The organism is Oceanicella actignis (assembly GCF_900111545.1).
Classification (GTDB): domain Bacteria; phylum Pseudomonadota; class Alphaproteobacteria; order Rhodobacterales; family Rhodobacteraceae; genus Oceanicella; species Oceanicella actignis.
In genome coordinates this window covers 46,310-65,597 of sequence record NZ_FOHL01000011.1, presented here as the reverse complement: position 1 = coordinate 65,597, position 19,288 = coordinate 46,310, and the positions used below count along the sequence as shown (strand labels likewise).

At 75.0% G+C, this 19,288-nt stretch carries 17 protein-coding genes; 11 read left to right on the top strand and 6 right to left on the bottom strand.

The features are described 5' to 3' along the window. Positions 1–18: 18 nt before the first annotated feature. Together tsf and rpsB are read right to left on the bottom strand one after the other, a co-directional pair. On the bottom strand, positions 19–912 hold the full coding sequence (gene tsf, locus BMW67_RS14360) for a translation elongation factor Ts (RefSeq protein WP_072748365.1): 894 nt from the start codon (positions 910–912) through the stop codon (positions 19–21). Positions 913–1,068: 156 nt separating this feature from the next. Next, complete coding sequence (gene rpsB, locus BMW67_RS14355; RefSeq protein WP_072748364.1) at positions 1,069–1,866, bottom strand: 30S ribosomal protein S2; 798 nt, start codon at positions 1,864–1,866, stop codon at positions 1,069–1,071. 377 nt (positions 1,867–2,243) lie between these two features. On the opposite strand from rpsB, the gene BMW67_RS14350 reads away from it, so the two are divergent. From BMW67_RS14350 to nusB, 7 genes are all read left to right on the top strand, one after another. Continuing rightward, positions 2,244–3,428 (top strand): PfkB family carbohydrate kinase, encoded by a 1,185-nt coding sequence (locus BMW67_RS14350; RefSeq protein ID WP_083581596.1) that lies wholly within the window; start codon positions 2,244–2,246, stop codon positions 3,426–3,428. Beyond that, complete coding sequence (locus BMW67_RS14345; protein WP_072748363.1) at positions 3,425–4,375, top strand: pseudouridine-5'-phosphate glycosidase; 951 nt, start codon at positions 3,425–3,427, stop codon at positions 4,373–4,375. Before BMW67_RS14350 ends, BMW67_RS14345 begins: the two co-directional genes overlap by 4 nt. Positions 4,376–4,863: 488 nt before the next feature. Continuing rightward, positions 4,864–5,901 (top strand): tRNA (adenosine(37)-N6)-dimethylallyltransferase MiaA, encoded by a 1,038-nt coding sequence (gene miaA / locus BMW67_RS14340; RefSeq protein WP_083581594.1) that lies wholly within the window; start codon positions 4,864–4,866, stop codon positions 5,899–5,901. Between the two features lie 508 nt (positions 5,902–6,409). Then, positions 6,410–7,012, top strand: a complete 603-nt coding sequence (locus tag BMW67_RS14335; protein WP_072748362.1) for a riboflavin synthase — start codon at positions 6,410–6,412, stop codon at positions 7,010–7,012. Positions 7,013–7,352: 340 nt separating this feature from the next. Further along, complete coding sequence (gene ribB, locus BMW67_RS14330) at positions 7,353–8,471, top strand: 3,4-dihydroxy-2-butanone-4-phosphate synthase (RefSeq protein ID WP_072748361.1); 1,119 nt, start codon at positions 7,353–7,355, stop codon at positions 8,469–8,471. Position 8,472: 1 nt separating this feature from the next. After that, a complete protein-coding gene (locus BMW67_RS14325; protein WP_072748360.1) occupies positions 8,473–9,012 on the top strand; it encodes a 6,7-dimethyl-8-ribityllumazine synthase in 540 nt (179 codons plus the stop codon). Beyond that, positions 9,009–9,530: a transcription antitermination factor NusB gene (nusB, locus tag BMW67_RS14320; RefSeq protein WP_072748359.1), complete on the top strand. Its 522-nt coding sequence runs from the start codon at positions 9,009–9,011 to the stop codon at positions 9,528–9,530. The genes BMW67_RS14325 and nusB overlap by 4 nt, the downstream gene beginning before the upstream one ends. A 147-nt stretch (positions 9,531–9,677) precedes the next feature. Here the strand turns inward: nusB and BMW67_RS14315 are convergent, their stop codons facing one another. Next, on the bottom strand, positions 9,678–11,654 hold the full coding sequence (locus BMW67_RS14315) for a hypothetical protein (protein ID WP_125459060.1): 1,977 nt from the start codon (positions 11,652–11,654) through the stop codon (positions 9,678–9,680). Positions 11,655–11,798: 144 nt separating this feature from the next. Here BMW67_RS14315 and BMW67_RS14310 point away from each other — a divergent pair, with 144 nt between their 5' ends. After that, a complete protein-coding gene (locus BMW67_RS14310; RefSeq protein WP_125459059.1) occupies positions 11,799–13,739 on the top strand; it encodes a putative bifunctional diguanylate cyclase/phosphodiesterase in 1,941 nt (646 codons plus the stop codon). Positions 13,740–14,075: 336 nt separating this feature from the next. Here BMW67_RS14310 and BMW67_RS14305 read toward each other — a convergent pair whose 3' ends face one another. Next, a complete protein-coding gene (locus tag BMW67_RS14305) occupies positions 14,076–14,540 on the bottom strand; it encodes a type II toxin-antitoxin system RatA family toxin (RefSeq protein ID WP_072748382.1) in 465 nt (154 codons plus the stop codon). A gap of 126 nt (positions 14,541–14,666) precedes the next feature. Between BMW67_RS14305 and hpt the strand changes: the two genes are divergently transcribed. Next, positions 14,667–15,221 (top strand): hypoxanthine phosphoribosyltransferase, encoded by a 555-nt coding sequence (hpt, locus tag BMW67_RS14300; protein WP_072748356.1) that lies wholly within the window; start codon positions 14,667–14,669, stop codon positions 15,219–15,221. On the opposite strand, the gene BMW67_RS14295 is transcribed toward hpt, so the two are convergent. Next, positions 15,176–16,153, bottom strand: a complete 978-nt coding sequence (locus BMW67_RS14295; RefSeq protein WP_072748355.1) for a LysR substrate-binding domain-containing protein — start codon at positions 16,151–16,153, stop codon at positions 15,176–15,178. The two genes, hpt and BMW67_RS14295, sit on opposite strands and share 46 nt — an antisense overlap. Positions 16,154–16,258: 105 nt before the next feature. Here BMW67_RS14295 and BMW67_RS14290 point away from each other — a divergent pair, with 105 nt between their 5' ends. Together BMW67_RS14290 and BMW67_RS14285 are read left to right on the top strand one after the other, a co-directional pair. Then, complete coding sequence (locus tag BMW67_RS14290) at positions 16,259–17,074, top strand: crotonase/enoyl-CoA hydratase family protein (RefSeq protein WP_072748354.1); 816 nt, start codon at positions 16,259–16,261, stop codon at positions 17,072–17,074. After that, entirely contained in the window at positions 17,071–17,787 is a 717-nt protein-coding gene (locus BMW67_RS14285; RefSeq protein ID WP_072748353.1) for a VIT1/CCC1 transporter family protein, read from the top strand. The genes BMW67_RS14290 and BMW67_RS14285 overlap by 4 nt, the downstream gene beginning before the upstream one ends. Positions 17,788–17,823: 36 nt before the next feature. Here the strand turns inward: BMW67_RS14285 and lpdA are convergent, their stop codons facing one another. Beyond that, positions 17,824–19,224 carry a dihydrolipoyl dehydrogenase gene (gene lpdA / locus BMW67_RS14280; protein ID WP_072748352.1) on the bottom strand — a complete coding sequence of 467 codons (1,401 nt, stop codon included), beginning with the start codon at positions 19,222–19,224 and terminating at the stop codon, positions 17,824–17,826. Positions 19,225–19,288: the final 64 nt, after the last annotated feature.

The window sequence follows — 19,288 nt, the reverse complement described above, 5'->3', positions numbered from 1 at the left end:
TTCGAAGCGGCGGCGTCTTCAGCCGCCCATGGTCTTGGCGACCTCGGCCGCGAAGTCCTCTTCCTGCTTCTCGATGCCCTCGCCGACCTGCACGCGCGCGAAGGCGACGATCTCGATGTCGGCGCCCGCTTCCTTGAGCGCCTTCTCGACCGTCAGATCCGGGTTGATGACGAAGCTCTGCTTGAGAAGGCACACCTCCTCGAAGAACTTGTTCATGCGCCCGACGATCATCTTCTCGATCACGTTCTCGGGCTTGCCGGATTCGCGGGCCTGCTCGGTCAGCACCTGCTTCTCGCGCTCGATCAGCGCGGGGTCGAGATCGGCCTCGGACAGCGCCGCGGGGTTGGTGGCGGCGACGTGCATGGCCACCTGGCGGCCGATGGCGGCCATGGCGTCCTTGTCCGAGCCCTTGAGCGCGACCAGCACGCCGATCTTGCCCAGCCCCTCGGCGACTGCGTTGTGCACGTACGAGGCGACCACGTCGCCCTCGACCGCGGCCATGCGGCGCACGGTCATGTTCTCGCCGATGGTGGCGACCTTGTCGGTCACCACGTCCTTGACCGACTTGCCGCCCAGATCGGCGGCCAGCAGGGCCTCGACGTCGGCGGCGTCCAGCGCGGCGGCGGCGATGTCGGACACCATCTTCTGGAACTCGGCGTTGCGGGCCACGAAATCGGTCTCGGAGTTGACCTCGACGGCCACGCCCTTGCCGTCCTTGACGGCCACGCCCACCAGCCCCTCGGCGGCGGTGCGGCCCGACTTCTTGGCGGCCTTGGCCAGGCCCTTGGTGCGCAGCCAGTCGGTGGCCGCCTCGATGTCGCCGCCCGTCTCGGTCAGCGCCTTCTTGGCGTCCATCATGCCCGCGCCGGTCATGTCGCGCAGCTGTTTCACGAGTGCAGCGGTGATCGCCATGGATCGTCTCCTCGGTCCGTCGGGCCGGGCGCCGCGCGCGGCGGTCGCCCCGGACCCGGGAATGTCGAACGGGGCCCGCCCCCGCGCATGGGCGGCGGCGGGCCGATGAAGGTCGTCTCGCGGTCCCGCGCCGCCCGGCGGCGGCGCGGACGGGCGTCAGGCCTGCGCCGCGGGCGCCTCGCCGGCGGGGGTTTCTTCGGCCTCGGGCAGGGCCTCTTCGATCGGGGCCTCTTCCAGCTCGCCGATGTCGAAGCCCGATTCGCCCATCTGCGCCGCCATGCCGTCGAGCGCGGCGCGCGCGACCAGGTCGCAGTAGAGCGCGATGGCGCGCGAGGCGTCGTCATTGCCCGGCACCGGGTAGTCGATGCCGACCGGGTCCGAGTTGGTGTCGAGGATCGCCACCACCGGGATGCCCAGCTTGCGCGCCTCGGCGACGGCCAGGGCCTCCTTGTTCGTGTCGATCACGAACAGCATGTCGGGCAGGCCGCCCATCTCGCGGATGCCGCCCAGCGAGGCCTGGAGCTTGTTGCGCTCGCGCTCCATCTGGAGGCGCTCCTTCTTGGTGAAGCCCTCGGCGCCGTTGTCCAGCTTCTCGTCCAGCTCGCGCAGACGGTTGATCGAGTTCGACACCGTCTTCCAGTTGGTCAGCGTGCCGCCCAGCCAGCGGTGGTTCATGTAATACTGCGCGCAGCGCTCGGCGGCCTCGGCCACCAGCGGCGCGGCCTGGCGCTTGGTGCCCACGAACAGCACGCGCCCGCCCTTGGCGACGGTGTCGCGCACGGCCTGCAGCGCCGCGTCCAGCATCGGCACGGTCTGCGTCAGGTCGATGATGTGGATGCCGTTGCGCGCGCCGTAGATGTAGGGCGCCATGCGCGGGTTCCAGCGATGCGTCTGGTGGCCGAAGTGGACGCCGGCCTCGAGAAGCTGGCGAAGGGTGAATTCAGGCAGAGCCATGCTGCTTTCCTCTTTCCGGTTTGCGCCTCTGCGGGGGTAGAGCCTGAGCCCAACCGGCGGACCGTCCGGGATGTCTCCCCGTCCGGCCCAGGCCCCGCATGCGGGTTGAACGAGCGCCCAATACACCCTTGCCCGCGCCGACGCAACCTTGCGGCGCCCATGCGCGGCCCGCGGCCCGCGGCGCCGGCCCCGAGCCGATCCCGAGTCGATCCCGCGCCGATCCCGAGTCGATCCCGCGTCGATCGCCGCGTCCCGGATGCGCCGGCGCCCGGGCGCGGGCCGTCGGCGCCGAACCGGCCCGGGGCTCTTGCGCCCGCGCGCCGACTGCGGCATGACCCCGGACCCCGCCCCGCCCGGGGCCCGCTTCAGGAGCCGCCATGCCCCGCCCCGACCAGCCCGACGCGCCGCGCGGCGCCCTGACGCTGTGCATCGGCGCCGCGCATTGGGATCTGATCGGCCGCCCCGAAACGTCGGCGGGCGACGCCGCCCTCGGCCCTGCGGCGGGCGGCCGACCCGACGGCGCGCCGGGCGCGGCGCGGCGCCCGGCCGCCGATGCGGCGCGCGACGCCCTGCCCCATGCCCGGCCCGATGCGCCGCGCGCCCTGCCCCCTGCGCCGCCCGCCGCGCCCGACGCGCGGCCCGACGCCCCCGACGCGCCGCCGGCCCTGTCCGGCGCACGGCCCGAGGCACGGCCCGAGGCCCCGCTCGCCGCCCCGCTCGCCCCGGGGGCCGACCTGCCCGGGCGCGTGCTGCGCCGGCCGGGGGGCGTGGCGCTGAACATCGCCGTCGCGCTGGCCGCGCAGGGCCGCCCCGCCGCCCTGCTCGCCGCCGTCGGCCGCGACGCCCCGGCCGACGAGCTGGAGCGCTGGCTTGCGGCGCGCGCCGTCGCGGCGCATCTGGCGCGGACCGACGCGCCCACGGGCGTCTATCTGGCCATCGAGGACGCGCGCGGCGCGCTCTTCGCCGCGGTGGCCGATCTGCCGGGCTGCGCGGCGCTGACGCCCGAGGCGCTCGCGGCCGCCATCGCCGCCGCGCCGGGCGCGACGGGCGCCGCTTGCTGGCTGGCCGAGGCCAACCTGCCCGCCGACAGCCTGGCGGCGCTGGCCCGGCGGGCCGCGCGGCCGCCCCTGGCGCTGGTCGCCGCCTCGCCGGCCAAGGCGGCGCGGCTGCGCGCGGCGCTGGCGCAGGGCCTGCGCGCACGCAGGACCGGCGGGGCCGGCGTGTGGCTGGTCTCGGCCAACCGCGCCGAGGCCGAAGCCCTGGCCGGCCGCCCCCTTGTCGACGCGCCCGAGGCCGCCCGCGCGCTGCGCGACATGGGCGCGGACGAGGCGCTGGTCACCGACGGGCCGCGCGCCGCGGCGGTCTTGACGGCGGCGGGCGAGAGAGCAAGCCTGACTCCGCCGCCGCTCGGCCATGACCGGCGCGCGCGCCTCGTCACCGGCGCGGGCGACGCGCTGACCGCCGCCTACGTCCATGCGCGCCTTTGCGCCGAACCGCCCGACCGCGCCCTGGCCAGAGGCCTGGCCGCCGCCCGCGCCCTGCTCGAGGAGACCGCACCATGAGCGCACGCCCGCCCCTGCCCCGCCGCCAGCACGCCGCGCCGCCGCTGGCCTTCTCGCCCGAGGTCGCCGCCGCGCTGGAGCAGGGCCAGCCCGTGGTGGCGCTTGAAAGCACCATCATCACCCACGGCATGCCCTGGCCGCGCAATCTCGAGGTCGCACGCGAGGTCGAGGACGAGGTGCGCGCCGCCGGCGCCGTTCCGGCCACGATCGCCGTGCGCCGCGGCGAGATCCGCGTGGGCCTCAAGCCCGCGGCGATGGAGGCGCTGGCGCGCGAGGAGGGGGCGCTCAAGCTCAGCCGCGCGGACCTGGCCGCGGCTCTGGCCTCGGGAGCGACCGGCTCGACCACCGTGGCGGCGACCATGATCTGCGCCCGCCTCGCGGGGATCGAGGTCTTCGCCACCGGCGGCATCGGCGGCGTGCATCGCGGCGCCGAGCGCAGCTTCGACATCTCGGCCGACCTGACCGAGCTGGGGCGCACCGCGGTGACGGTGGTCGCGGCCGGGGCGAAGGCGATCCTGGACCTGCCGCGCACGCTCGAGGTGCTCGAGACCCAGGGCGTGCCCGTGATCGGCTACGGCACCGACGCCTTCCCCGCCTTCTGGTCGCGCGAGAGCGGCCTGCGCGCGCCGCTGCGCATGGACAGGCCCGAGCAGATCGCCGCCGCCCACCGCATGCGCGCGCGGCTCGGGCTCGAGGGCGGGCAGCTGGTCGCCAACCCGATCCCGCCCGAGCACGAGATCCCCGCCGAGCGGCTCGACCCGCTCATCGCCCAGGCCGCCGCCGAGGCCGAGGCGCAGGGCGTGACGGGCAAGGCGGTCACGCCCTTCATGCTGAGCCGCATCCTCGAGCTGACCGGCGGCGACAGCCTCGAGGCCAACGGCGCGCTGGTGCGCGCCAACGCCCGCCTCGGCGCGCAGATCGCCGCGGCGCTCGCCGCGCTGGACTGATGCCCCGCGAAGAGGGCGCGCCCGCCCCGGGCGCGGAGGGCGGCGCACGGGACGGGGCTGCGGATGGGGCGCCGGGCGCGGCGCGAGACAGGACTGACGGCGGGGCTGACGGCGGGGCCAAGACCCAGGCGCCGGACGAAGCGCACAGCGCAAAGCGGGAGCGACCGCAGGACGCGAAGCCGCGCGGCGCGCGGGACGAGGCGCCTGACGGGGCCGCGGGCGGGGCCGCGGGCGGGGCTGAGAACCCGGCGCCGGACGGGGCGCGCGGCGGAACGCCGGAACGGCCGCAGGACGCGGAGCGGCGCGGCGCGCATGCCGGGGCGCCTGACGGGGCCGCGGGCGCGGCTGCGAACGGGGCCGAGAGCCGCGCCCCGGACGAAGCGCGCAGCGGGACGCCGGAACGGTCGCAGGAGGCGGAGCGGCGCGGCGCGCGGGACGGTGCTGCGGATGGGGCGCCCGGCGGGGCGCGGCAACGGGCGCTTGCCGAGATGCCCAGGGCGGCGCGGCAAGGCGCACAGGCGGCGCGGCGAGGCGCACAGACGGCGCAGCAAAGCGCGCAGGCGGCGCAGCAAGGCGCACAGGCGGCGCATCTGCCCGCGCCGCTGTCCGAGGCGGCGCTGGCCCTGCGTCCGGTGCTGGTCGCCGGGCCCACCGCCTCGGGCAAGTCGGCGCTGGCGCTGGCGCTGGCCGAGCGGCTGAATGGCTGCGTCATCAACGCCGACGCCATCCAGGTCTATGGGGGCTGGCGCGTGCTCTCGGCCCGGCCCTCGGCGGATGACGAGGCGCGCGCGCCGCACCTGCTCTACGGCCATGTCCCGATGCAGGACGCCCATTCGACCGGCCGCTGGCTGGCCGAGGCCGCCCGCGCCATCGAGGACTGCGCCCGCCGCGGGCAGACGCCCATCGTCGTCGGCGGCACGGGGCTCTACTTCGCCGCGCTCACCCAGGGGCTGGCGCCCATTCCCCCGACCCCGCCCGAGATCCGCGCCCGCGTCGAGGCCCTGTTCGCCCGGGGCGGCGCCGCGGCGCTGCGCGAGGCCCTGGCCGCGCGCGATCCCGACACGCTGGCGCGGATCGACGCGCGCAACCCCATGCGGCTGATGCGCGCGCTCGAGGCGCTCGAGACCACGGGCCTCGGCCTGTCCGCGCTTCAGGCGCGGACCCCGCCGCCGCCCCTGCCGCCCGAGCGCGCGCGCCTCGTGCGGCTGATGCCCGAGCGCGAGGCCCTTTACGCGCGCATCGAGGCCCGCTTCGACGCCATGCTGGCCGAGGGCGCGCTGGACGAGGCCGCGGCCGCGGCCGCCCTCGACCCGCCCGCCTCGGCGCAGGCGATGAACGCCATCGGCGCGCGCGAGCTCATCGCCCATCTGCACGGCCGCATGACCCTGGACGAGGCCCGCGCGCGCGCCGTGCAGGCGACCCGCAACTACGCCAAGCGGCAGCTGACCTGGCTGCGCAACCGCATGCGCGCCTGGCCCGCCGCCCCGGACGCCCGGACGGCGCTGGCGCTTGTGCAGAAGAGCTGAGGCGCGATCGGCCGGGCGCCGCGCCCCGGCGGCGCAAGGCCGGGCCGCCCCCCGACCGGCAAGCGCCGCCCCGGCGGTCCGCCGAGGGAAACGGCCCAAGAGCAACCACGGGATGCGCCCCCCGCCACCCCCGCGGCAAGGCGCGCGGCCCAGGCCCGGCGCGGCGGCCGGCGACAAGCGGCGCCGGCGGCGAAAGCCTCCACGGCCGAACGACCGGGCGCGCGGGCGGTCCGCCGAGGAAAGCGGCGCGCTAGAGCGGCGGCGCGATGCGCCCCCCGCCACCCCCGCGGCAAGGCGCGCGGCCCAGGCCCGGCGCGGCGGCCGGCGACAAGCCGCGCCCATGCCCGAAGCGCAGGGCGAAGGGCGCGCGGCGCATCCGCGGCCCGGGCGCCCGCGCGGCGCCGGCGCCTCTTGCCCTGACCGCGCCGGCGCACTACCCCTTGCCGCGGAACCGTCGCGCCGGCCGCCGGCGCAGCCCCGCCGCGGGCGCAACGACAAGGAGCCCGACATGTTCACTGGCATCGTCACCGATCTGGGCGAGATCGCCGCCGTCGAGCGGCGCGCGGGCGAAATGCGCGCGCGAATCCTGTGCGATCCGCGCATCGCCGCGGCCGACATCGGCGCCTCGATCGCCTGCGACGGCGTGTGCCTGACCGTCGTCGCCCATGGGCGCGAGGGCGAACGCGGCTGGTTCGAGGCCGACGTCTCGGCCGAGACGCTGGCGCGCACCAATCTGGGGCGCTGGACGCCGGGCCGGCGCGTGAATCTCGAACGCGCGCTGCGCGTGGGCGACGAGCTGGGCGGGCATATCGTCTCGGGGCATGTGGACGGGCTGGCGCGCATCGAGTCCATGACCCCCGACGGCGACTCGACGCGCGTGCGCCTGACCGCCCCCCACGCGCTGGCCCGCTTCATCGCGCCCAAGGGATCGGTGGCGCTGAACGGCGTCTCGCTGACGGTGAACGAGGTCGAGGGCGACTCGTTCGGCGTCAACATCATCCCCCACACGCGCGAGCGCACCACCTGGTCCGAGGCGCGCCCCGGCGACGAGGCGAATCTGGAGATCGACACCCTCGCGCGCTATGTCGCGCGCCTGGCCGAGGCCGGCTGAGCCGCCCCGCCGGCGCGCATCCGGCCGCCAGGGGCGCCGCCCCGGCCCGCCGCCCCGACCCGCCGCCCCGCCCCGCCGATCCCCGCGAAGCCCCCTCGGCCCGTCTTGCGCGGCGCCGGCGCGCGGCCGGGACCGTCCCCCGGCGGCGGCCCGCGCGGGGCGATAGGTTCTGGCCTTCGCCCGCGCGCCGCGCTATCTGGCCCTGACCGGGCCGCGCGCCGCGCCGGGACGCGGCCCGACACGACCGCCCAGGACCGACGCCCGACACGACCGCCCAGGACCAACGCCCGAGACCGACGCCCGAGACCGACGCCCGAGACCACCGAAGGATCCGCGCCCCATGACCGCCGACGACCTGCGCTCCGCCATCTCTCCGATCGAGGAGATCATCGAGGACGCCCGCAACGGGCGCATGTTCATCCTTGTCGATCACGAGGACCGCGAGAACGAGGGCGACCTGGTCATCCCCGCCCAGATGGCAACGCCCGAGGCCATCAACTTCATGGCCAAGCACGGGCGCGGCCTGATCTGCCTGGCGATGACGGGCGAGCGGCTCGACAAGCTCGGCCTGCCGATGATGGCGGCGTCGAATCAGTCGCGCCACGAGACCGCCTTCACCACCTCGATCGAGGCGCGCGAGGGCGTGACCACCGGCATCTCGGCCCATGACCGCGCGCGCACCATCGCCGTGGCCATCGACCCCCAGAGCGGCCCGCAGGACATCGCCACCCCCGGCCACGTCTTCCCGCTGCGCGCGCGCGAGGGCGGCGTGCTGGTGCGCGCGGGCCATACCGAGGCGGCGGTGGACGTGGCGCGGCTGGCCGGGCTCAACCCCTCGGGCGTGATCTGCGAGATCATGAACGACGACGGCACCATGGCCCGCCTGCCCGACCTCGTGGAGTTCGCGCGCAAGCATGGGCTCAAGATCGGCGCGATCTCGGACCTGATCGCCTATCGCCGCCGCCACGACCACCTGGTGCGCGAAACCGCCGTGCGTCCGGTGCGCTCGCTGCATGGCGGAGACTGGCTGCTGCACGTCTTCACCAACGAGCTCGACGGCGCCGAGCACCTGGCGCTGACCAAGGGCGACCTGTCCGACGGCGGCCCGGTCATGGTGCGCATGCATGTCGAGAACCCGATCGACGACCTCTTCGCCATCCATCCCGAGCGCCACGGCCAGCTCCAGGGCGCCATGCGCATGATCGCCGCCGAGGGGCGCGGCGCGGTGGTGCTGCTGCGCCCGCGCGCGCCCGGCGCGCTGACGGCGCAGGTGCTGGGGCGCGACGGCCACGCCGCCGGCGCGCTGCGCGAATACGGCGTCGGGGCGCAGATCCTCGGCGCGCTCGGCGTCGCCGAGATGATCCTGCTGACCAATTCGCCCGCGCCCAAGGTCATCGGGCTCGAAGGCTACGGGCTGTCGATCGTCCGCACCCAACCCATCGCGAGCAAGGAAGACTGACATGGCCTCGCATGAAGAGCACGGCGCCCTTCCCGCGCCCCGGCTGAGCCCCGCGCCGCGCGTGCTGATCGTGGCGGCGCCCTTCTACCGCCGCATCGCCGACGACCTGATCGCGGGCGCGCGCGCCGCGCTCGAGGCGGCCGGCGCGACGCATGAGCTGGTCGAGGTGCCCGGCGCGCTCGAGATCCCCACCGCCATCCGCCTGGCCGCGCGCGCCGGGCGCTTCGACGGCTTCGTGGCGCTGGGCTGCGTCATCCGCGGCGAGACGACCCATTACGAGACCGTGTGCAACGACAGCTCGCGCGGGCTGACGCTGCTCGGGCTCGAGGGGCTGTGCATCGGCAACGGCATCCTGACGGTCGAGAACATGGCCCAGGCCGAGGTCCGCGCCGACCCCGCGCGCATGAACAAGGGCGGCGGCGCGGCCGAGGCAGCGCTGCACCTCATCGCGCTGGCGCGCCGCTTCCGCCCCGCCCGCATCGGCGAGGGCGTGCAGATCGCGCAAGCGGCCGGCGGGCCGGACGCGGAGGGGCTGGCATGAGCGCCCCGACCGACGCCCCCGAGCCCCCCGCCGCGCCCGAGGATCGCCCCGATCCGCGGCTCGAGCGGCGCCTCGCCCGCTCGGCGGCGCGGCTCGCGGCCGTGCAGGCGCTGTTCCAGATGGAGGCGACCGGCGCCGACATGCGCGCCGTTCAGGCCGAGTTCGAGACCCACCGCCTCGGCCAGCGCATCGACGACGTCGAGTATCGCGAGGCCGACATCGCCCTGTTCCGCTCGCTTCTGGCCGGGGCGGTGACGCGGCAGATCGAGATCGACCAGATCACCGACCAGGCGCTGGTCGAGCGCTGGCCGCTGGGGCGCATCGACCCGACGCTGCGCGCGCTGTTCCGCGCCGCCGGCGCCGAGCTGCTGACCGAAAGCCGCACGCCGCACAAGGTCGTCATCAACGAATTCGTCGACGTCGCCAAGGCCTTCTATCCCGAGGGCAAAGAGGCGCGTTTCGTCAACGCGGTGCTCGACCACATGGCGCGCCGCATCCGCCCCGACGCCTTCGCCTGAGGCGGGCGCGAGCGGGGGCCGGACGCGGCCGAGGACGCGGGCGCGCCCCCGGCGCCGCGCTCAACGCCCATCGGTCGTCTTCGCCGCCGCGCCCTCGGCGCGGCTGCGCCGCAGTCGCCGCGCGCGCCAAGGCGCGCAGGCAGGGGCTCAGCGCCCCTCGGCCGCGCGCGCCCCATCCTTCGCGGGCGCATCCCGAAAGACCTCGACCATGCCGAAGCCCGGCTGCGTCTCGGGCCCCGTCGGCCTTGCGCGCAGGCCGGGCTGAAGCGAAAGGACGTAGGTCCAGAACAGTTCGTCCGCGAACACCCGCCGCCCCTCGTCGAACGCCCGGTCGATCGGCCGCCGATCCAGATCCAGCGCATCCCGCGTCGTGCGACGCAGATTGTAAAGCTGGCCATGCCGCAGGAAACGGTCGGCGAAGCTTTGCGGGTGAAAGGTGAGCAGCAGCGCATCGTCGGGCAGATCCGAGTGCAGCGCGGCGAGCTGAACGGCCGCTTCGCGCCGTGCGAAGCTCATGCGCAGGTCGTAGAGATGCGCCGTGACCGCCCCCGCGACCACGCCCACGGCCGCCGCGCCCAGGGCGGCGCGGGCCGCGACGCGTCGCGCCGACGCGCCAAGCGGCGCCAACGCCGCGGCGCCGAACGCGGCCGCGGCCAGCCCCGCCTGCCTGGACAGCGACAGCATCGCATAGGGCGCCGCCGCGGCCCCGCTCGCAAGCCCGAAGGCCATCGAAGCCGCCGTCGCTCCCAGAACCGCCGCCGCCGTCAGGCGCAGCGCGCGGGGTTCGGGCCGCCCCGCGATCCGCGCAAGGCGCCGCGCCCCGACCGCCGCCGCCACCGCCGCGAAGGCCAGAGCCGGCGTCAGGTAGCGCATGTTGCTGGCCAGCCCCCCGTGCCATTCAAGCCAGACGAAAGGCGCGGCCCATGTCGCCAGCGCCAGCAGGCACAGCGCGACGCCCCGCCTCTCGGCGCCCGGCGCGGCCAGCGAAGGCAGCGCCGCCGCGCACAGCCCGATCCATGGCGCGCCTTGCAAGAGCGCCTTCTTGTAATGCCCGACGAAGGTCAGATAGCCGGCGGCGTCGCGCATGATGCGCGCCTCTTCGTCCGCGCGCGAATAGGCGCCGATGTCGATCAGGATCGCATGCGCGCCCTGCGCCGCCCGCGCCAACGCCGCCCACAGCGCGTGCGGCGCGGCCAGCGCCGCGCCCAGCCCCGCGGCGGCCAGAACGCCCAGGGCGGCCGCCATCGCCTTTCCCGGCGCCGCGCCGCGCGCGCGAAGCGCCCGCCAAAGCGCCGCCGCCCCCAGCGCCGACAGGACCGCCAGCGCCGGGCCCATATGCGCGGCAGGATCCACCCCGCCCTCGCGCCCCACGCCGTAGCTGACCGGGTTGAGCGTGCCGAAACGCTGGAAATTGGCCCATGAGGACAGCGCCAGAACCGGCGCCGCCCCGACCCCTCCCCAGGCCAGCAGCGCAAGCGGCGCGCGCGCGCACAGCACGGCCCAGAGCAACAATGTCGGCGCAAGCAGGCCGACATCCAGCCGCATCGACAGCCCCACCGCGCCGATCAGCCCCGCCAAGGCCGCCCCGCGCGCCCGCGCCCGCCCCTCGCGCGCCTCGGCCTCGAAGAACAGCGCCGCCGAGACCGCCGCCGCGCCCGCAGACGCGCCATGCGGCCAGAGCCCGGTCGCGTATTCGACCAGATGACTGGCCAGCGCCAGCGTCGCGGCGGCCGCGAAGGCCCAGCGCCGATCCCCCAGCGTGCCAAGCGCCAGCCGCCAGCACCCCCACACCATCGCCAGCGCCCCCAGCGCGTTGACGACGAAGAACCCCCGCAGCCCCAGCAGCGCGTCGAACGGCGCCGCCAGCAGCGCAAAGCCCAACGGATATTGCGGCGTCAGCCCCCGCGGCCCCTCGACGAGGAACCAGAGCTTGAGCTCCTCGGCGCCCAGATCGGCGAAACCGTTGTCGAACACGGGCCAGGCGCCCTGCCAGATCCGGCGCGCGGAAACGATGTAGAAGAAATCGTCCACCGTGAACGGACCCGGCGGCGCCGCGGCCAGCGCCAGCCACAGCCAGAACGCCGCCAACGCGGCGAACGCCGCCGTCGTGAGTCTTTCGCTCATGCCCGCCCCGTCCAAGCAACGCCCGTTGGCGTCTTGTTTACGCCTTGTGCCGAGAATGTCCCGGAAACGCCGCGCGCGATAGAAGATCGCGGCTGCGGGGGTCAAGCCCGCCGCCCTGCCGCGCCCCTCGAAGGATCTTCTTGCGTGAGCAGACTGACCGCAACCCTCGTCGCAACCATGCTCGTCGTCGCCGTCTCGCTGAGCGGCGGCCTGTTCCTGGTGCGCCACCTCGGAGCGAAGGCCTTCGAGGCGCGGATCTGCGCCGAACAGATGGAAGCCGCGCTGGGCGCGGCCCAGGCGATGCGCGCGGACGTGGAGGAAATGAAATCGGCCGATGCGGGCGAGGCCCTTCGCGCGCGGCTCGACGCCCATGCGCGCGAGGCGGCTGCGCGGCTCGGCGCCCTGTCCGCGGCCATGGCCGATCGCGACCCGAGCGATCCGCTCGCCCGCATCTACCTCGCGCGCGAGGACGGCGCCGCGGCGCTGGCGCGGCGTCTGCTCGATGGCGCGCAGGCCCCGGCGCCGGATGCGCTCGAGCGCGATCTGGACGCGCTCATCGCCCGGCTCGAACAGGCGCGCCCGATCCACCGGCAAGAAGCGGAGCGATCGCGATTCGCCGCGCGCGTCGCCTGGCACGGCGCGGCCCTCGGCGTGCCCGCGATCCTCGCCCTCCTGGCGGTGTTCGCGGTCGGCCCCGCCCTCAGCCGCATCGAGACCCGCGCGCGCCGGCTCGAGGAGGAAACCGCGCGCAGCATGCGCCTTGCCAATCTCGACCCCGTGACCGGCCTGGCCAATCGCCGCCGTCTGCTCAAGAGCGCAAGGGATCTGGCGACGCGCGCGGCGGCCGCAAGAACCGGCGTCGCGGCGCTGCGCATCGACATCGACCGCTTCCGCAGCCTCAACCAGGCCTGGGGGCACGCCGTCGCCGATCAGGTCCTTCGCCACGTCGCGCGCATCCTCCGCGCCGAGGCGCGCGCGGACGACGTGCTCGCCCGCGCCGGCGCGGACGAGTTCTACGTCATCGCCATGGGCGAGGATGCGGTCGAGCGCCTCAACCAGCTGGCCGAACGCGCCATCGCGCGCCTGGCCGAACCCATGGTGGCCGCGGACAGGTCGGTGGGCGAGATCCGCGTGGCGGCACGGGCGGGGATCGCGGCGGCGCTGCCCAAGGCCGATCAGTCCGAGAGGACGGCCGAGCAGCTGCTCGTCTCGGCCGACGCGGCGCTGGCCGCCGCGAAGACCGCCCGGACGCGGATCGAGATCCTGTCCGATGGCGGGCGCGAGCAGATCGAGCGCCGCCGCCGCATGCTGTCCGAGCTGCGCGAAGCCATCGCACAATCGCAGATCGAACCGTGGTTCCAGCCCCAGATCTGCGCACGCACGGGCCGGACGCTGGGCTTCGAAAGCCTCATGCGCTGGCGCCATCCCGAACAGGGCGTTCTGGCGCCCGGGGCGTTCCTGGCCCTGGCCGAGGAAAGCGGTCTGATCGACCAGATGGGAGAGTTGTGCGCGCGCCGCGCCCTGGCGGCATGCGCCGCCTGGCGCGCCGAGGGGCTGTTCTCGGGCCGCGTCGCGCTCAACGTCTCGGCGCGCGAGCTGCGCGACGCGCAATTCGTCGACAAGCTGGCCTGGGACGTCGAAGGCGCCGGCCTGCGCCCCGAGGACGTCGCCGTCGAGATCCTGGAATCGGCGCTGATCGACGACGATTCGGACCCGATCATCCGCAACGTCGCCGCGCTGGCCGCGGTCGGCTTCTCGATCGAGCTCGACGATTTCGGCACCGGCCACGCATCGATCTCGAACCTGCAGAAGTTCCGCGTCGACCGAATCAAGATCGATCGCGGCTTCATCTCGGGCCTCGACCGCTCGGCGCGCAAGCGCAAGCTGGCGGCGGCGATGATCGGCCTCGCGCGCTCGCTCGAGATCGAGGCGCTGGCCGAAGGCGTCGAAACCGCAGAGGAGCGGCGCATCCTGACCGAGATGGGCTGCGACCTGCTCCAGGGCTTCGGAATCGCCCGCCCCATGCCCGCCCATATGGCGCGCGCCTGGCTGCTCGGGCGCCGCCTCGCCGTCGCGGCGTCCTGAGCGCCGGCGCGGCGCCCGGGCGGCGGCGCATGCCGCGGCGCCCTGCGCCTGCGCAAACGCCCGGCATGGCCCGCCCGCGCATGCGCATCGCTGCCCGCCGCCCCGCGCGTCTTCGGCGCGGGCCGAGCTCGCGACCCGCCCGCCGCAGACCATCCCTCGCCGGGCGCGGCGTCGGCGCCGCGCATGCGGGCCTTGCGGGCCGCGGCCGCATCCCTCGTCGACGCCGGAAAGGACGGCGCCGCCGATCGCCGGCGACGAATCTCCTGCGCGGATCGGCGAAGAACGGACCGCGACGCCGTCCAAGAAACCCGCCGCGCCCCGGCGGCGGCGCGCAGCCTAGAGCGCGCGGCGGCCGTAAAGCGCCTCGGCGCGGCTTTCGAAGGCGCGCACGATGCGCTGCATCGCCTCGTTGAACACCATCCCGATCAGCGCCTGCAGCACCGAGGAGCGGAACTCGAAATCGACGAAGAAATCGATCTCGCAGCTGCCCGGCTCGACCTCGACGAAGCGCCAGTGATTGCGCAGGTGGCGAAAGGGGCCGTCCAGATACTCGACGTCGATGCGCCGCTCGTCGGGGCGCAGCGTCACGCGGCTGCCGAAGCGCTCGCGAAACACCTTGAACGAGATGACCAGGTCCGCTTCCATCACCTCGACGCCGGGCTCGTCGCCCGGCCGGCGCGAACGCACCCGCGCCGCCTCGCACCAGGGCAGGAACTCGGGATAGGATTTCACGTCGGCGATCAGCGCATACATCTCGGCCGCGGAGTAGGGAACGCGGCGCTTCTCGGCGTGAGTCGGCATGATGGCTCCGTGCGTGCGGTCGCGGCCGCGCATCGATACCCCCGCGCCCCCCGCGCCTTCAACCCCTTTCCACCGCCGCCCCGATGAGGCAAAACGCGCCCAGGCCCCCCAGCGCCGGAGAAACGGATGACCGACAAGCCCTATGTGATCGACCAGATGATCTCGGCCAAGGAGATCGCCGCCCGCGTCGAGGGGTTGGCGCGCGAGATCACCGCGCATTTCAAGGACACCGAGAAGCTGATCGTCATCGGCCTGCTGCGCGGCAGCTTCGTGTTCATCGCCGATCTTGCGCGCGAGCTGGACCTGCCGGTCGAGATCGACTTCATCGAGGCCTCGTCCTACGGCAACGCGACCGAGTCGAGCCGCGAGGTGCGCATCCTCAAGGACCTGCGCGGCGAGATCGAGGGCAAGGACGTGCTGGTCGTCGAGGACATCGTCGACACCGGCTTCACGCTCCATCACGTGCTGCACCTTTTGCGCGCGCGCAATCCGCGCCGGCTCGAGGTGTGCGCGCTGCTCGACAAGCCCGCGCGGCGCGAGGTGGACGTGACCGCGCGCTTCATCGGCTTCCAGATCCCCGACGAGTTCGTCGTCGGCTATGGCATCGACTTCGCCCAGCGCAACCGCAACCTGAGCTACATCGGCAAGGTGCGCTTCATCGAACCGCCCGCCGAGGGCTGAGCGCCCAGCGGCGGGCGCGGCGCCGCCGCGGCGGCCTCGCGCAGCAGCTCGGCCAGCTCGTCGAACCAGTCGCGCCCGCCGCCGGGCGCGCGCGCGGCCGCGCGGCGCGCCAGCACCACGCGCCGCCCCGGCTCGGGCGGATCGAACCGCGCCAGCTCCAGCCCCGGCGCGGCGGCCGCCTCGGGGGCGGCGGCGATCTCGGGCAGCAGCGTCATGCCGAATCCCTCGGCCGCCAGGCGCGCCAGGGTGGCGAGGCTGGCCGCGCGCAGATCGGCCATGCGCGGACGCGCCAGCGCGCAGGCGGCCAGCGTCTGATCGGCCAGGCAATGCCCCTCGTCCAGCAGCAGCAGCTGTTCGGCGTCGAGCCCGTCGGGACGCAGCGGGCCGCCGCGGCCGCGCAGCGCCGCCAGCCTGGCCGGCGAGCCTGCCAGCAGGAAACGATCCTCGAACAGCTCGGCCTCCTCGAGCGAGGCGTCGCCCAGCGGCGCCGCGGCGATCACCGCGTCGAGGCGGCCCGCGCGCAGCTCGTCCATCAGCCGCGCCGTCTGCGCCTCGCGCACGCCCAGCTCCAGCGCGATGTCGCGCGCGCGCATCAGCGGCAGCGCCGCCGGCAACAGATAGGGCGCGACCGTCGGAATGACCCCCAGCGACAGCCGCCCGCGCAAGCCGCCCCCCCGGCGCGTCATCGCCTCGAGCTCGCGCGCCTCGGCAAGCACGCGCGCGGCCCGCTCGGCCGCCTCGCGCCCCGCCGGGGTCAGGATCGCCTCGCCGCGCGCGCGCTCGATCAGCGTCGCGCCGAGGGCGGTTTCAAGCTCGCGGATCTGGATGCTCAGCGCCGGCTGCGAGACGGCGCAGGCCTCGGCCGCGCGGCCGAAATGGCGATGCTCGGCCACGGCCAGGAAGTAGCGCAGCTGACGAAGCGTGATGTTCATGCCGCCTTCCTACCACCGCCGCGCGCCGGCGCGAAGGGCGCGCAAGGCTTGCGGCGGCCGCGCCGCGCGGCCATGCTCGGCCCGTCGCCAAGCCAGGAGCGCCCCATGACCGCCGATTCCACGCTGCGCATCCGCGACGAGGGCCCCGTGCGGGTCATCGCCATCGACCGCCCCGAGCGGCGCAACGCCGTCGATCCCGAAACCGCCCAGGCCCTGTTCGAGGCCTTCCTGGCCTTCGACGCCGATCCGGCGGCGCGCGTCGCCGTCCTGACCGGCTGCGGCGAGGCCTTTTGCGCCGGCTTCGATCTGACCCGCGCGGCGCAGGGCATGCCCGAGGCGTGGTTCGAACGCATGGCCATCCGCGCGCCCGAGGATCTCGAGGGGCCGCCCCGCCCCGGTCCCATGGGCCCGACAAGGCTGAGCCTGTCCAAGCCGACCATCGCGGCGGTGAACGGCGCGGCGGTGGCCGGCGGCATGGAGCTGGCGCTGTGGTGCGATCTGCGCGTCGTCGCCCCCGAGGGATATTTCGGCGTGTTCTGCCGCCGCTGGGGGGTGCCGCTGATCGACGGCGGCGCGATCCGCCTGCCGCGGCTGATCGGCCAGGGCCGGGCGCTGGATCTGATCCTGAGCGGAAGGAAGGTCGCGGCCGAAGAGGCCCTGGCCATCGGGCTGGCCGAGCGCGCGGCCCCGCCCGGCGGCGCGCTGAGCGCCGCGCTCGAGCTGGCGCAGGAGCTGGCGCGCTTTCCCCAGGCCTGCATGCGCGCCGACCGGCGGGTGGCGCTGGCGCAATGGTCGCTGAGCGCGCCCGAGGCCTTCGCGCTCGAGTGGCGCTCGGCCGACGCCTTCGCCGCCGAGGGCGTGCACGGCGCGGCGCGCTTCGCCGCCGGCAAGGGGCGCGGCGGCGCCTTCGACGAGCTGTGAGCGCGCAGCCTCCCGCCGACCCCGCCCCGCGCGGCCGCATCGAGACCTATCTGCGCGAGATCGTCTATGGCGGCAATGACGGCATCGTCACCACCCTGGCCGTCGTCGCCGGCTTCGCCGGCGCGGGCGCGGACGAGGCGCACGAGATCGGCGCCGCGGCGGTGCTGCTGTTCGGGCTGGCCAATCTGGTGGCGGACGGGGCGTCGATGGGGCTGGGCGCGTATCTGTCGCTGCGCTCGGAGCGCGACATGGTCAACGCCGCCCTTCGACGCGAGAGCGCGCTGGCGCGCACGCGCGCGCCCCGCGACGACGCCTCCCTGGCGGCCATGCGCCGCGCCGGGCTGACCGAGGACGAGGCCGCCGTCATCGCCCGCATCCTGGCCCGCCGCCCGCGGCTGCGGGCCGAGCTGGCGGTGCGGCTGGGTCTGGGCCTGCCCGACCCGGACGCCGGCAACGCGGCGCTGCGCGCGCTGGCCACCTTTCTGAGCTTCGTGACCTTCGGCTTCGCGCCGCTGGCGCCCTGGTTCGCGCTGGCGCCGGGCGATCTGGCGCTGGCGCTGTCCTTCGGCGCCTCGACGCTGGCGCTTGGCGGGCTTGGCGTCATGCGCTGGCGGGTGAATGGCGGCGGCCTGCGCCGGCGCCTGGCCGAGACCCTGCTGGTGGGCGGCGCGGGCGCCGCCTCGGCCTTCGCGGTGGGTCTGGCCTTTCGCTGAGCGCGCCCCGCGCGCCATGGCGGGGCGCGCGGGCGATCAGAAGTGGATGGCGCGGCCGAAGGCGTCGAGCACCGATTCGTGCATCATCTCGGACAGGGTCGGATGCGGGAAGACGGTCTCGATCAGCTCGGCCTCGGTGGTCTCGAGCGTGCGGGCGACCGTGTAGCCCTGGATCAGCTCGGTCACCTCGGCGCCGACCATGTGCGCGCCCAGAAGCTCGCCGGTGCGCGCGTCGAACACGGTCTTGACCATGCCCTCGGGCTCGCCCAGCGCGATCGCCTTGCCGTTGCCGATGAAGGGGAAGCGGCCCACGCGCACCTCGTGGCCGGCGGCCTTGGCCTCGGCCTCGGTCAGGCCCACCGAGGCGATCTGCGGCTGGCAGTAGGTGCAGCCGGGGATCGACTCGGGACGCACCGGATGCGGCTTGCCGCCCGCGATCGCCTCGGCGACCATCACCCCCTCGTGGCTGGCCTTGTGCGCCAGCCAGGGCGGCCCGGCCAGATCGCCGATCGCCCACAGCCCCTCGACGCCGGTGCGGCACATCTCGTCCACCACCACATGGGTGCGGTCGATCCTGACCCCCAGCGCCTCGAGCCCGAGCCCCTCGACATTGCCGACGATGCCCACGGCCGAGATCACCGTGTCCACCTCGAGCGTCTCGGTCTTGCCGCCGCGCTCGACATGGGCCGTCGCCCGGCCCCCGGCCCGATCCAGGGCGACGACCTTCGCGCCCTCCATGATCTTCATGCCCTGCTTGACGAACTGCTTGCGCGCGAAGGCCGAGATCTCTTCATCCTCGACCGGCAGGATGCGGTCCATCACCTCGACCACCGTCACATCGGCGCCGAGCGCGTGGTAGAAGCTGGCGAACTCGATGCCGATCGCGCCCGAGCCGACGACCAGCAGCTTGCGCGGCATGCGCGGCGGGCGCAGCGCGTGGCGGTAGGTCCAGACCAGATCGCCGTCGGCCTCGAGCCCGGGCAGCTCGCGCGCGCGCGCGCCCGTGGCCAGCACCACGTTCGGCGCGCGCAGGATCCGCTCGCCCTTGTCCGAGCGCACGCGCACCTGGCCGCGCGCGGGCAGATCGGCCTGGCCCATCACGACCTCGACCTTGTTCTTGCGCAGCAGGTGCTGCACGCCCGAGGACAGCTGCCCCGCCACCTTGCGCGAGCGCTCGACCACCTTGCCCAGGTCGAAGCCGACCTTGTCGGCGCTCAGCCCGAACTCGCCCGCGCGGCGCATCAGGTGCAGCACCTCGGCCGAGCGCAGCAGCGCCTTGGTCGGGATGCAGCCCCAGTTGAGGCAGATGCCGCCGAGCGCCTCGCGCTCGACCACCGCCGCGCGCAGGCCCAGCTGCGCGGCGCGGATGGCGGCGACGTAGCCGCCCGGGCCGGCGCCGATGACGATGACGTCGAAATTGTCCTTGGACGAGCTCATGCGGATCTCCCTCGCGCGCGATTGCGTGTTGACGCAAGACAAGCGCGCCGCGCGGGCGAAGGCA

What these genes read in the sequence shown, in the direction of transcription:
- BMW67_RS14325 (WP_072748360.1), top strand. Translation starts at nt 8,473, where the DNA reads ATGGCCTCGCATGAAGAGCACGGCGCCCTTCCCGCGCCCCGGCTGAGC.
- rpsB (WP_072748364.1), bottom strand. Translation starts at nt 1,866, where the DNA reads ATGGCTCTGCCTGAATTCACCCTTCGCCAGCTTCTCGAGGCCGGCGTC.
- BMW67_RS14350 (WP_083581596.1), top strand. Translation starts at nt 2,244, where the DNA reads ATGCCCCGCCCCGACCAGCCCGACGCGCCGCGCGGCGCCCTGACGCTG.
- lpdA (WP_072748352.1), bottom strand. Translation starts at nt 19,224, where the DNA reads ATGAGCTCGTCCAAGGACAATTTCGACGTCATCGTCATCGGCGCCGGC.
- BMW67_RS14290 (WP_072748354.1), top strand. Translation starts at nt 16,259, where the DNA reads ATGACCGCCGATTCCACGCTGCGCATCCGCGACGAGGGCCCCGTGCGG.
- BMW67_RS14345 (WP_072748363.1), top strand. Translation starts at nt 3,425, where the DNA reads ATGAGCGCACGCCCGCCCCTGCCCCGCCGCCAGCACGCCGCGCCGCCG.
- BMW67_RS14295 (WP_072748355.1), bottom strand. Translation starts at nt 16,153, where the DNA reads ATGAACATCACGCTTCGTCAGCTGCGCTACTTCCTGGCCGTGGCCGAG.
- tsf (WP_072748365.1), bottom strand. Translation starts at nt 912, where the DNA reads ATGGCGATCACCGCTGCACTCGTGAAACAGCTGCGCGACATGACCGGC.
- ribB (WP_072748361.1), top strand. Translation starts at nt 7,353, where the DNA reads ATGACCGCCGACGACCTGCGCTCCGCCATCTCTCCGATCGAGGAGATC.
- nusB (WP_072748359.1), top strand. Translation starts at nt 9,009, where the DNA reads ATGAGCGCCCCGACCGACGCCCCCGAGCCCCCCGCCGCGCCCGAGGAT.
- BMW67_RS14315 (WP_125459060.1), bottom strand. Translation starts at nt 11,654, where the DNA reads ATGAGCGAAAGACTCACGACGGCGGCGTTCGCCGCGTTGGCGGCGTTC.
- BMW67_RS14305 (WP_072748382.1), bottom strand. Translation starts at nt 14,540, where the DNA reads ATGCCGACTCACGCCGAGAAGCGCCGCGTTCCCTACTCCGCGGCCGAG.
- miaA (WP_083581594.1), top strand. Translation starts at nt 4,864, where the DNA reads ATGCCCAGGGCGGCGCGGCAAGGCGCACAGGCGGCGCGGCGAGGCGCA.
- hpt (WP_072748356.1), top strand. Translation starts at nt 14,667, where the DNA reads ATGACCGACAAGCCCTATGTGATCGACCAGATGATCTCGGCCAAGGAG.
- BMW67_RS14335 (WP_072748362.1), top strand. Translation starts at nt 6,410, where the DNA reads ATGTTCACTGGCATCGTCACCGATCTGGGCGAGATCGCCGCCGTCGAG.